This is a genomic window from Trichocoleus sp. ST-U1 (genome assembly GCF_039961835.1).
In the GTDB taxonomy this organism is placed as follows: domain Bacteria; phylum Cyanobacteriota; class Cyanobacteriia; order Cyanobacteriales; family FACHB-T130; genus FACHB-T130.
The window spans coordinates 1-11,911 of the sequence record NZ_JAMPJZ010000124.1 but is presented as its reverse complement, the minus strand read 5'-3'; the positions used below and the strand labels follow the sequence as shown (position 1 = coordinate 11,911).

Here is an 11,911-nt window from a genome sequence, read left to right as displayed (position 1 = left end):
GAGCCAGAGTTTGAGCCAGAACCTAGGTGACAGCATCAATATTATCCCCCTTGATGCTAATTCTCTATTCGATCGGGTCATCGCTAATCCGAGCGAATTTGGTTTGGGAAATGTTACTGAGGCTTGTTTAGACAAATTATTTGCCTGTGCTGTTAATGCAGACAAGTTTTTATTCTGGGACAACATCCATCCGACGACGACTGCTCATAAGATATTAGGAAAATATGCCTTTTCAGTGCTAGGGCAACAGACTGAGGCATCTGCGATCGCTAGTAATAATCAGCTATTGAGACAATCCGCCTCTGCAACGTTGACGCCTGCGCTGGTGTCCGACTCCCAGGAAAGCGTTCCCGAACCGGCTTCTACGTTCGGTATATTAGCGTTTGGTGCTTTAGGCGCGGGTTTGGTGCTGAAACGCCAACAGACGAAAGCCAGCTCAATCAAGACTGAAGTATAAAGGATGAAGACTCAAGGATGAACAGGTTCGTATTCAGGCTAAATTTCACCGTTCATCCTTGATATTTCACACTTCATACTTTTAGGCATGGCTTTGTTGGATTACGACAATCTGTTTAACACCATTGAAGAATTAGTGCTGCATCATTCTCCTAGCGGTGCGGAAGAAGAAATTGACCAATTGTTGATGAGTCGATTTAAAGCGCTAGGGGTCGAAGTTTGGCAGGATAATGCCGGGAATATCATTGCGAAAATTGCCGGACAAAAGCAAGACAGAGGCATCGCTATCACCGCCCATAAAGACGAAATTGGCGGAATTGTCAAACAAGTCGGCGACGAGGGACGGGTGGAAGTCCGCAGGCTGGGAGGCGCGTTTCCGTGGGTTTATGGCGAGGGCGCTGTAGATTTACTGGGAGATGAGCAAACCATTACCGGGATTCTATCTTTTGGATCGCGCCACATTTCCCACGAATCTCCTCAAAAATCCCAGCAGGAAGACAAACCAGTGCGGTGGGAAGACGCTTGGGTGGAAACCAAATGCACGCCCGAAGAATTAGAAATAGCGGGAATTCGACCAGGAACCCGAATGGTAGTGGGGAAGCATCGTAAGCGTCCCGTGCGGTTGAAGGATTGGATTGCCAGTTACACGCTGGATAATAAGGCGTCTGTCGCAATTTTGTTAGCGCTGGCTGAAACCGTAAAACAGCCCCCAGTGGATATTTATCTGGTGGCGTCTGCGAAGGAGGAGGTCGGCGCAATTGGCGCAATGTACTTTACTCAGAAGCAGCGTGTGGATGCTTTGATTGCGCTGGAAATCTGTCCTTTGGCTCCGGAATACCCGATCGCTGATGGGAATGCGCCGGTGTTGCTTTCCCAAGATGGCTATGGAATATACGATGAAGCCTTAAATCGTCAGTTGCGGCAAGTTGCGAAGAATCTGAAGCTCCCCGTGCAATTGGCGACGTTGAGCGGTTTTGGCAGCGATGGCTCAATTGCGATGAAGTTCGGTCATGTCGCCCGTGCTGCGTGTCTGGCGTTTCCGACGCAAAACACGCACGGCTATGAGATTGCCCATTTAGGTGCGATCGCAAACTGTACGCATATCCTTCGCGCCTACTGCGAAACCGACTTTAGCGATTCGTCAACAGCAACTGATAACTGACAAAGGACAATTGATCCCTGCAATTCCTTACAATTAAGCCAGTTATCCTGTGACAGCAGTTAAGCCTTGTATGCCCAAAACTGTAGCCGATGTTATGAGCCGCGACCCTATCGTGGTACGGCCTGAAACGCCTCTCAAAGAGGCCATCCAAATCTTGGCAGAACGACACATCAGCGGTCTGCCAGTAGTCGAACAAACTGGCAAATTAGTGGGCGTTATCTCGGAAACTGACTTGATGTGGCAAGAAAAAGGGGTAACACCCCCGGCTTACATCATGTTTCTAGACAGCGTGATTTACCTGCAAAATCCAGCCACCTTTGAACGAGACCTGCACAAGTCTCTGGGGCAAACGGTTGGGGAAGTAATGACCCACGATGCCATTACCATTACAGCCGAGAAACCTTTACGGGAAGCAGCGGCGCTGATGCACGAGCGAAATGTTCGCCGCTTGCCGGTGATTGATAAAAATGCTCAGGTGATTGGTATCCTCACCCGTGGGGATATTGTGCGGGCAATGGCATCTGAGGTGGATTAATCTTGGTCATTAGTCAATGGGAGTTTGCTGCAAAGGACTCATGACTAATGACTCATAACGAGTGACAACTGAAAACTAATCAATAATCAAATAATAATGAGCATTACCCCTGAGTCTGTTAAAGAATTACTGGGTTCAGAAAATTTTGGCGATCGCATTCGCGGTATTAACCAGCTGCGCCAGCTGGAAAGGGCGATCGCGTTTGAGCTGGTGCAACCCGCTGTGACAGACAGCAACACCCGCGTTAGATATGCCGCTGTCAGCCAGATGGATACTCTGGGACAGGAAGATTTGCAAACATCTTTGAGTGTTTTGCGCGATCGCTTATTCAATGACTCGGAAGCAGATGTCCAAGCTGCCGCTGCTGATGCTTTGGGAGCGCTACAGTTAAAAGAAGCCTTCGATGACTTGCAGCAAGTTTACAACCAAACCCCAGAGTGGCTCGTTAAGTTCAGCATTGTTGCTGCTTTGGGAGAAATGGGCGACAGCAGAGGGTTTGAACTTCTAGAAGAAGCCCTCACCTCTGGGAACGACTTAGTCCAAACTGCTGCTATCTCTTCACTGGGGGAACTGGGAGATCCGCGTGCAGTTCCCCTGATTGTTCCCTACTCCACCCATTCGGATTGGCAGATCCGCTACCGGGTCGTACAAGCCCTCAAGCGTCTAGGTGGAGCAGAAGCACGCTCAACATTAGAAGCTCTATCGAATGATGAAGTCGAGCAAGTAGCCCAGGAAGCACAAAATTGTTTAAAATCGCTTGAATAACTGGTTAAAGTATCTCTAAAATTACCATAGCCTGATACAATCCGTTTTTTTGGCTGGAAATTAAACGGGCGAAGCATTCCTTTCCTTAACTAGGGGTTTACCCCCAACGTGGAAAGGGCTTCGCCCGTTTTCACATTTATTTTTAAGTATTTTCTCGTAATAACTATTAGCTTTAGCAAGTTTAAAAGTTAATTTTTCAGTATTTTCCGCACTTCAATTTTTAACGTCTCAGTGTTTCTTCGTATATTTAATTTATTTTTAAATGGTATGAAATTAGTAAACCGTATTTTCCCGGAAATCCCAAAAATTGTTTTTATTTAATCGTTAAAAATCCGGATACATATATATTCCCACTTCTAAAGCCTTACTTCACACCAACTTTACAAGTTTTTGGAGAAACTACGGCTGATGTTAAAGAGTCAGTAAAGATACGTCCGAATGATTGCTATCCCCTCGAATCATTCCCTATATTAGGAAGAACAAAGCCAAGCATATTTACGCGGTCTTCTGAGTTTGCTACTAAAAGTTAGAGTCATCCCTTAGGTAATTGGTCTTCGTTCATCAGGTGCTTAAGTAGTTTTCAACGCACTCATCCGTATCACTCAAGCAAACTACTAGGTTCAACAAAAAAATAGCAACACGGCTCAATCCCTAAATATGCGGACATTAAAAATCTTGAACTTCGGATCAATTAAGGTGAACCAGATGAAACTTCAACAGACTTCAGCCTTCATGAGCTTATTGGCTGGCAGCCTTCTAGCTTTTTCCGCGACTTCAGCTCAAGCTTTCGCTCCATTTGATTTTGGCACCACCTTTTCTCCAAATCCTGCTGACCCCAAAAAGGATATCAAGCTAGAAGCAGTTACTTTTGGTTCCAAGACGCTCAAAGACTTCTCGCTAGTTACAGGTGCCAAAATCATCCAAAATGACCTGGTAAAAACTGGCCCCGGCAGTTCCGACCACGGAGATGGTACAGTCAGCGACCCTTATCTCCCAGAGGGTCCTAAAAAGGAAAACCCCACAGCTGCTGATATCGTTGCTAGCTTAGGCAACTTGAACCTCAACAGCATCATTGACACTGAAGACGACTATGGAACATCTATAATCGAAGTTTTCTTCGGGAAGGCAACAGACACATTCTTCTTCTGGGAACGAGGTAACGCTCTTACTGCGAACGATCCAGGCCCTGGAAACAGCGATTTATTCGTTGAGTCCCTGGATAAATTTGGCAACGTGCTAGACAAGTTCAAGATTACCAGAGACATGTGGAAGGATGCTGGGTACAGCATCAACACCAAAGAAATCAACGAAAATCAGAAGGTTGGTTCTTTAGGTCTGAAAGGGACACAGAAGGCTGTAGGTCTCCGGTTGACAAGCCACAAGGGCTTTAACGGGCCTGACTATAAGGTAGCCGCTCAAAACGTGAGCGTGCCTGAACCAGCAAGCCTTGCAGGTTTAGGAATGGTAGCAGGTGCTTTAGTGGTTTCTCGCCGCCGCCGTCAAGCTGCTAAGTCCTAATTCTCCATTGTTTTAAACAATGCATATATTAATCGGGATTAGATGCTGAACAAGGCTTCTAGTCCCGATTTTTTGCCAATTTAGAAAAGATTGCGGGTGAGGTAGACTGCCAAACGCCAGATAATGTCATCTTGAGACTGAGCTTGGACAATTGCTGGTAGCTACGACAGATATGTTGCTGGATAAGTCGATTTTAGCGATCGCGTTTCTTCTAGCCGCTAAACTATCAGACACTGAATAGTTTAGATGCATGAAAATTCGAGATATTGGAGAACAAGGTTTATTAGAACGATTGCAGCGCTTTTGTCCGCCGGAAGTTGTGGGGGATGATGCGGCGGTGATGACCATCCAGCCCGGTCAAGAATTGGTAGTGACAACCGATTTACTGGTAGATGGAACTCATTTTAGCGATCGCACCACTTCCCCAGAAGACGCTGGCTGGCGTGCTGCTGCTGCCAATTTATCCGATCTAGCCGCAATGGGGGCACTGCCTCTGGGCATTACTGTAGGTTTGAGTGTCACGGGTGATACACCTGTCACCTGGGTTGAGCGACTCTATCAGGGACTCACCGAATGCCTGCAACAATACAATACAGCGATCGTCGGCGGCGATATTTGCCGCTCATCGGTGATTACCGTCGCGATTACGGCCTTTGGTCAAGCTTCCCCAACTCAGATCCTTCGGCGCTCAAATGCTCAGGTAGGGGATGCCATTGTCGTCACTGGCGTTCACGGAGCCTCACGAGCTGGTCTAGAATTACTGCTTCATCCAGAGTTTGGTCAACGCCTCAGTGAAACTGACAAGGCATCTTTAATCGAAGCTCACCAGCGTCCCAAACCTAGGCTAGATGTGTTGCCGCTTTTGTGGGAAATTTTAGATTTTCCATCCCACATCCAAAATCTAAAATCTAAAATTCCAGTGGCTGGCATGGACAGCAGCGACGGTCTAGCAGACGCCATTGTGCAAATCTGCCGGTGTAGCCAAGTGGGTGCCTATATCGAGCGCAGCGCAATTCCCCTTTCTCATGCCCTAACTCAGCTCGTGCCTGCCGAGCAAGCTCTGAATTGGGCCTTATACGGTGGTGAAGATTTTGAACTGGTGCTGTGTTTACCGTTAGAAAAAGCCCAGGCGTTAATCAAACGACTGGGCAAAGGAGCCGCTGTGGTCGGGAAAATTACTACCGGCTCAAACGTCTTGTTAGGAGACTCTACCGGCGTCTATCCCGACCAACAACTCACCCTAAGCCAAAGCTTTCAGCATTTTTAAGCTTTCCACTTCTGACCCACCAGTTCAGCCAAGTCTACAACCCGCTGAGAGTAACCCCACTCGTTGTCATACCAAGAGACAACTTTAACCAGGTCTCCGCCCATAACCATCGTTAGACTGGCGTCCACAATGGAAGAAGCATCGGTACCCCGATAATCGCTGGAGACTAGCTCCAGTTCGTTGTATTCCAGAACGCCTTGCATAGGGCCTTCAGCAGCAGCTTTCAGCGCTTGGTTCACTTCATCCGCGAAGGTTTGCTTCTCGACTTGAATCACCAAATCCACTACGGAAACGTTTGGAGTAGGCACCCGCAAAGCAATTCCATTCAGCTTGCCCTTCAGCTCTGGCAACACCAAAGCTACTGCTTTGGCAGCACCTGTTGAAGTGGGAACAATGTTGAGCGCTGCTGCCCGTGCCCGCCGCAAATCCCGGTGAGAAGCATCCAGTAAGCGCTGGTCGCCGGTATAGCTGTGGGTGGTGGTCATCGTGCCTTTAATAATGCCGAAGTTTTCGTGCAGCACTTTGGCAACAGGCGCTAGGCAGTTGGTGGTGCAGCTGGCATTGCTGATCACAACGTGCTTGTCGTGGTCGTAGTCTTTATCGTTGACGCCTACCACAAAGGTGCCGTCATCGTTTTTACCGGGAGCGGTAATCAGAACTTTCTTCGCTCCAGCCTTTATATGCTTGGATGCCCCTTCCTTGCTGGTAAAGACGCCAGTTGATTCGATAATCAGGTCAATGTCCCAATCTTTCCAGGGCAAGTTTTCTGGGTTGCGATCCGATGTGCATTTGACCGTTTTGCCGTTAACAGTGATGGAGTTGTCATCGTAACTGATATCAGCGTTAAACTTCCCAAGCATGGAATCATATTTCAGCAAGTGGGAGTTGGTTCTTGGGTCAGAAGTGTCATTGATCGCGACGACTTCTATATGGCTATTTTCCCGACCCAGCCAGCATCGCATAAAGTTACGTCCGATGCGTCCAAAACCGTTGATCGCTACTCTAATCACAGCGTCTTGCCCTCTGTCTTGTGACCTACAGAATTTCCTGTTAATGACCCCAATCATATCGCAAAGGCTGAACAATTCTACCTAGTGGTTTGCAGCGATCCTCCTAAATCGAATCCGTTGTGGGATCGAAACGAATCTTTCTTGACTGGACAAAGGACAAAATCTAGAGCAACTGCGCGATCGCTGACGCGCTTGTTTCCAGCGTGGCTCAACTTCATACCGCTAGAGGCTATGGGAAGGGGCGCGAGTCGAAGCGGAAGCGAACCTATTTTGAGGCTTTTGCGAGCTGAATTTTGGCCTAGATAATTATTTTATTGGTTTTTTCTCCGATTTAGGCGATTTAATTGCTAATTAAATCTATTTTCTTATTATTAATCCCTGTAAAAACTTGTAGCTATTGTTTGGTACGAATAGTGCCTAAAAGCATAAAGTGAAGAATTTCAATTTTTTGACAGTAGTAGCATTAGGTACTCTGAGAACTACAGAAATCGCAAGTTTTAGGGTACTCGATCTCATTCCAGCGCCTAGTCTAACTGGTTGTTCCATATCTACCCCGAAACTGGTTGCTTAAGTTAAAAGCACTGATTGAGTTGTTTAACCTCGCTTGCGAGTTACGGAGGCTAGGTTAAGTACAAAGAAGCGCTACCAGCTTTTGACCAAGTGCTGAAACTTAAGCCGAGACGACTTCATCGCCTGGTATTTACGAGGCTACACGCTTAGTAAAGGACAGTATCAAGAAGCGATCGCCCACTCGCTAACTATGATGAAGCCATTCAACCCCAGCCAAATTACCTATTAGCGTTGTTTGAGAAAGGGAATGCTCTGCCTGAATCGGGACGTTCTGAAGCATTCAAGAATCATTAAAATAATGATTCAAAATTAAAACGGCTCGTAATTTTGAATCATTATTTTAATTCCAAATTAATTTAAAATCTCGCCTCCGTAAAGGTTGTGGATGGAAATATATACTCTGACAGCTTCTGGGACTAAATAACGAATCGAGTGTTTTTGGCGACAATAGTGGCGAATCAAACTTGATGAAATGCCCACTTTCGGCATTTTCAACAACTGCCAGCGAATCGTCAACTCTTGGGCGACAAGCTGTTGAACAATCTGCTGGCAGAGCAAATTTTCTCGGTTATCATCTACCGGGATCGGCAGTTCTTCTGGACGCGGTGCCACCAACCATTCACAAGCGGGTACAAGTTCCTGCCGTCGATGCCAACGAGGTAAGGTTTTGAAGGCGTCCGTGCCAATAATCCAGTGCCAGCGGCTATTCGGGTAGAGAATCTGGAGGTCTAAAAGGGTATTAATGGCATAATCTGGACGGGTGCAATTTGTCTCTAGAGGCGAGAAAACAAAGTTTGGATGGTCTGCGATCGCTTGTTGCACCATTTGAGCACGATGCTCAAATTCCACCGCCACTTTGTAGGCAGGACAGCGACTCGGTACCCAAATGACCTGGTTTAGAGCCGCTTGAGATAAAGCAGTTTCCGCCATCAACAGGTGTCCACAGTGAATGGGATCAAAGGTTCCACCCAAAATTCCCAAGTTTTGCATACAAGATCCGTTGTGGCTTGTTTCCTATTCTCTAGGTTAAGCAGTAAAAATGCGGATGATCTGCTACTGTCTTGGTGTTAGTCTTTGCAGGAAGTTTCCGGACTGAAATGCATTTTGACGTGTAAAGATAAAAACCATCCCATGATAGAAGCCGCTCTATTTAGGAATGACCTAAAGTGCAGTTATAGCGACCGAAAGCGGATTCTGCGATCGCGCTCTGGGATTGTGCTGTAAATCTTGGCAAGGTTGTATCAAGAAAAATCAATTCTTGATATGATAGCGCGTGTTATCCGTGCAGCCTGGTGTGGTGTGGTGTGTAAGGAGCTAAGATGCCGAATACTGTTGATTTTACCGGGAGGCCGTTTCATTTCATCGGCATTGGTGGAATTGGAATGTCAGCTCTCGCCTACGTTCTAGCCAAGCGTAAGCTGCCTGTATCTGGATCGGATATTCATTCCAGCCATATTACTAAACGTTTGCAGGCCGTTGGCACTCATGTTTTTGGAAGTCAAGACGCCGCAAACTTGGAATTTTTTCAACCAACCGAGGACTCAGCCTACGAAGCATTACCAACGGCAGTCATTGGTATAAGCGATCGCCTGGAACCCTCCAGGGAACCTGTAGAAACTGGAGCAACTCGGTCGAGTAATCGAGGGTCATCTACGAACCTAAGGGCAATGGCTCTGCCCCAAGTGATTTGTTCAACTGCAATCAATCCGGCAAACTCTGAATATCGGGCAGCTATTGAATTAGGCTGTCCGATTTTTCATCGTTCTGATTTATTAGCAGCTTTGATTCAGGATTACCAAAGTATTGCTGTCGCTGGTACTCATGGGAAAACTACAACTAGCAGTTTGATTGGGTATTTACTGCTACAAGCAGGATTAGACCCAACAATCGTGGTAGGCGGTGAAGTGAATGCCTGGGGAGGCAACGCACGGTTAGGAGACGGTCCCTATCTAGTCGCGGAAGCGGATGAATCAGATGGGTCGTTATCGAGACTCTCAGCCGCAATTGGTGTGATTACAAATATTGAACTGGATCATCCAGATCACTATGAATCGCTCGAAGAGGTGATTAGCACCTTCCAGATATTCGCTAAACGCTGTAAAACCTTGGTGGGGTGCATTGATTGTGCTGTAGTTAGAGATTCTCTGCAACCCGCAATCAGCTATAGCTTGCAGCGAGATTCTGGGGCTGATTATACGGTCGATCGGGTGGATTATCGGGCGGATGGCACAGAGGCACAAGTTTGGGAACGGGGAGAAATTCTGGGGAAGCTCTCCTTAAAGTTGCTAGGCAAGCACAATCTCAGCAATGCCCTAGCAGCCGTGGCTGTGGGTCGTCAGCTGGGGATGGATTTTGAGGTAATTGCAGAGGCGATCGCGACCTTCGAGGGTGCCCGCCGCCGATTTGAGCTGCGGGGCGAGCGTAATGGCATCTACTTTGTGGATGATTATGCCCACCATCCCAGCGAACTTCTGGCAACCCTGTCAGCAGCTCGCTTGCAAGTGTTGCCGCCGCGAAGGCTTGTCGCTATTTTCCAACCACACCGCTACAGCCGGACGCTCGCTTTTTTACCGGAATTTGCTCAATCTTTTAAAGATGCCGATATTGTGATTCTCAGCGATATTTATAGCGCCGGAGAACCTAATTTGGGGCAGATTAGCGGGGAACAAGTCGCGGAATTAGTGGCGGGTAATCATCCGAACGTGCATTACCAACCGTCTCTCCCGTCCATCTGTAAGTTACTTACAGATACCCTTCGACCGGGCGATTTGGCTCTGTTTTTGGGGGCGGGGAATCTAAATCAGATTATTCCTGAGGTCATGGCGTTCTATCAAAAAACTGACGAAGCCAGTCTCAAGTAATCGGTGATGACTGAATCCGTTAGCTGCATTGAAGTCGTACTTATGAGTAAAGAAGTTCCCAGCTAACAGATTCACTCAAAATTACTCAAAACTCATGTTGTGGCCTCAGCTGTCTCGGCATTCAAATTTGTGAATTGATATGACTCTCTCTTATGATCCAGCCAGCGTTGTAAACGCTTCTTCCCCCCAGAAAAAATCCACCAAGTCTTCTTCCCCGCTTTACCTACCAGGAACCGATTGTATTGTGCGATCGCAAGCTCCCCTCTCCAGCCTGACCTCTTTTCGAGTGGGAGGACCAGCCGAATGGTATGTAGCTCCTCGCCGTACCGAAGAACTGCAAGCTAGTTTTGAGTGGGCGCGGTATCAAGAATTGTCGATCACCCTCTTGGGAGCCGGTTCAAACTTACTGGTGAGCGATAAAGGTCTTCCCGGTTTAGCCATCTGTACTCGCCATCTCCGCCACACCAGCTTCGACCCCGAAACGGGTCAGGTGAGTGCAGGTGCCGGAGAACCCATCGCCCGCCTCGCATGGCAGGCAGCAGAACGCGGTTGGCAAGGGTTGGAATGGGCTGTTGGCATCCCCGGTACAGTCGGCGGCGCAGTGGTGATGAATGCAGGCGCTCACACCAGCTGTACCGCTGATATTTTAGTCAACGTCCAAGCCCTCTCACCCAGCGGAAAAGCTGAGATTTTGACACCACAACAACTGGGATTTGCCTACCGCACCTCAATTCTGCAAGGAGGCGATCGCTTGGTGACACAGGCAACCTTCCAACTCCAACCGGGAGCCGACCCAGCTAAAGTTATGGCAACAACTGCCAAACATCTAGAGCAACGGCGAACCACTCAACCCTACCATTTGCCAAGTTGCGGCAGCGTTTTCCGCAATCCCGATTCTCACAAAGCTGCCTGGTTGATCGAACAAACCGGACTCAAAGGCTACCAGATTGGCGGTGCCCAAGTCGCCCAACGCCATGCCAACTTTATCCTCAACTGTGGCGGTGCTAAAGCTAGCGATATTTTCCATTTGATTCGCTATGTTCAGCAGCAAGTGGAACAGCATTGGTCTCTGTGCTTAGAACCAGAAGTGAAAATCTTAGGTGAGTTTCAGCCTGCTTAAAGGTGTCGCCAGACGCCAGGGATACTAAGATTGAAATTGGCTTGCAAGTCTATCGCATACGGCATTAATAGTTATGACACAGAAAGGATTTGGCTTTGGCTTAGGCAAAATGAAAGAACTAGCCGAAGCTTTTAAAAAAGCCCAGCAGGTTCAAGAAGGTGCCAAAAGGCTCCAAGAAGAATTGGAGCAAATGGAGATTGGGGGAGAGAGTAGCGGTGGAAGCGTTAAGGTTTTCCTCAGCGGCAATCAAGAACCTCTGCGGGTAGAAATTTCAGCAGACGCCTACAATCAGGGAGCAGATGCTCTAGCTGAACTTGTAACAGCGGCAATGAAAGATGCCTACGAAAAATCCACCGCAACAATGCGACAGCGGATGGAAGACCTCACCAGTGGACTCGACCTGCCACTGTAACCCTTAAGGGATTTCCCAGGCATCAATATCTGCCGCTCTTCTTAGGCAGGCTTCTCGCCTGCCACTTACTTATCGTAGAGAGACGGCTAGCAGGCAAAACTGCGAAAATATTTCCTAGGTTTACGCGATGTGCGACTAAAACTAGCTAGCCAGAAGTTGCTCAAACTGCAAGGGGTCAAGGCTATGACGGTTGAGCCAACGACAAACAGTGTGAGCTAAGAGTTGGCGATTGAGC

At 47.8% G+C, this 11,911-nt stretch carries 11 protein-coding genes; 9 read left to right on the top strand and 2 right to left on the bottom strand.

The genetic code is table 11. The features are described from left to right. From NDA06_RS25180 to thiL, 6 genes are all read left to right on the top strand, one after another. Positions 1–457: PEP-CTERM sorting domain-containing protein (locus NDA06_RS25180; RefSeq protein ID WP_348251908.1), on the top strand; the 457-nt coding region annotated here is incomplete at its 5' end. Between the two features lie 87 nt (positions 458–544). Further along, on the top strand, positions 545–1,618 hold the full coding sequence (locus NDA06_RS25175; RefSeq protein ID WP_190986975.1) for a M20/M25/M40 family metallo-hydrolase: 1,074 nt from the start codon (positions 545–547) through the stop codon (positions 1,616–1,618). Positions 1,619–1,688: 70 nt separating this feature from the next. After that, positions 1,689–2,153, top strand: a complete 465-nt coding sequence (locus NDA06_RS25170; RefSeq protein WP_190410554.1) for a CBS domain-containing protein — start codon at positions 1,689–1,691, stop codon at positions 2,151–2,153. A gap of 96 nt (positions 2,154–2,249) precedes the next feature. Next, the gene (nblB, locus tag NDA06_RS25165; RefSeq protein WP_190986974.1) at positions 2,250–2,918 is read left to right on the top strand and encodes a phycobilisome degradation protein NblB; all 669 of its coding nucleotides are present in this window, start codon (positions 2,250–2,252) and stop codon (positions 2,916–2,918) included. A 705-nt stretch (positions 2,919–3,623) separates the two neighbouring features. Next, positions 3,624–4,436 carry an exosortase-dependent surface protein XDP2 gene (locus NDA06_RS25160; RefSeq protein WP_190986973.1) on the top strand — a complete coding sequence of 271 codons (813 nt, stop codon included), beginning with the start codon at positions 3,624–3,626 and terminating at the stop codon, positions 4,434–4,436. A 250-nt stretch (positions 4,437–4,686) separates the two neighbouring features. Then, positions 4,687–5,703 (top strand): thiamine-phosphate kinase, encoded by a 1,017-nt coding sequence (gene thiL / locus NDA06_RS25155; protein WP_190530224.1) that lies wholly within the window; start codon positions 4,687–4,689, stop codon positions 5,701–5,703. Here the strand turns inward: thiL and NDA06_RS25150 are convergent. Next, positions 5,700–6,713: a type I glyceraldehyde-3-phosphate dehydrogenase gene (locus tag NDA06_RS25150; protein ID WP_190410558.1), complete on the bottom strand. Its 1,014-nt coding sequence runs from the start codon at positions 6,711–6,713 to the stop codon at positions 5,700–5,702. The two genes, thiL and NDA06_RS25150, sit on opposite strands and share 4 nt — an antisense overlap. Before the next feature lie 921 nt (positions 6,714–7,634). Beyond that, a complete protein-coding gene (gene nadD, locus NDA06_RS25145) occupies positions 7,635–8,273 on the bottom strand; it encodes a nicotinate (nicotinamide) nucleotide adenylyltransferase (protein ID WP_190436699.1) in 639 nt (212 codons plus the stop codon). 329 nt (positions 8,274–8,602) lie between these two features. On the opposite strand from nadD, the gene murC reads away from it, so the two are divergent. The 3 genes from murC to NDA06_RS25130 all read left to right on the top strand — a co-directional run bounded on the left by murC (position 8,603) and on the right by NDA06_RS25130 (position 11,676). Beyond that, positions 8,603–10,144 (top strand): UDP-N-acetylmuramate--L-alanine ligase, encoded by a 1,542-nt coding sequence (gene murC / locus NDA06_RS25140; RefSeq protein WP_190410561.1) that lies wholly within the window; start codon positions 8,603–8,605, stop codon positions 10,142–10,144. 139 nt (positions 10,145–10,283) lie between these two features. Further along, complete coding sequence (murB, locus tag NDA06_RS25135; RefSeq protein WP_190410562.1) at positions 10,284–11,264, top strand: UDP-N-acetylmuramate dehydrogenase; 981 nt, start codon at positions 10,284–10,286, stop codon at positions 11,262–11,264. Positions 11,265–11,337: 73 nt separating this feature from the next. Then, positions 11,338–11,676 (top strand): YbaB/EbfC family nucleoid-associated protein, encoded by a 339-nt coding sequence (locus NDA06_RS25130; protein WP_190530227.1) that lies wholly within the window; start codon positions 11,338–11,340, stop codon positions 11,674–11,676. Positions 11,677–11,911: the final 235 nt, after the last annotated feature.

Bases quoted from the DNA above. Each gene is read 5' to 3' on its own strand.
- nadD (WP_190436699.1), bottom strand. From the start codon at position 8,273: ATGCAAAACTTGGGAATTTTGGGTGGAACCTTTGATCCCATTCACTGT.
- NDA06_RS25175 (WP_190986975.1), top strand. From the start codon at position 545: ATGGCTTTGTTGGATTACGACAATCTGTTTAACACCATTGAAGAATTA.
- NDA06_RS25130 (WP_190530227.1), top strand. From the start codon at position 11,338: ATGACACAGAAAGGATTTGGCTTTGGCTTAGGCAAAATGAAAGAACTA.
- NDA06_RS25160 (WP_190986973.1), top strand. From the start codon at position 3,624: ATGAAACTTCAACAGACTTCAGCCTTCATGAGCTTATTGGCTGGCAGC.
- nblB (WP_190986974.1), top strand. From the start codon at position 2,250: ATGAGCATTACCCCTGAGTCTGTTAAAGAATTACTGGGTTCAGAAAAT.
- murB (WP_190410562.1), top strand. From the start codon at position 10,284: ATGACTCTCTCTTATGATCCAGCCAGCGTTGTAAACGCTTCTTCCCCC.
- NDA06_RS25170 (WP_190410554.1), top strand. From the start codon at position 1,689: ATGCCCAAAACTGTAGCCGATGTTATGAGCCGCGACCCTATCGTGGTA.
- murC (WP_190410561.1), top strand. From the start codon at position 8,603: ATGCCGAATACTGTTGATTTTACCGGGAGGCCGTTTCATTTCATCGGC.
- thiL (WP_190530224.1), top strand. From the start codon at position 4,687: ATGAAAATTCGAGATATTGGAGAACAAGGTTTATTAGAACGATTGCAG.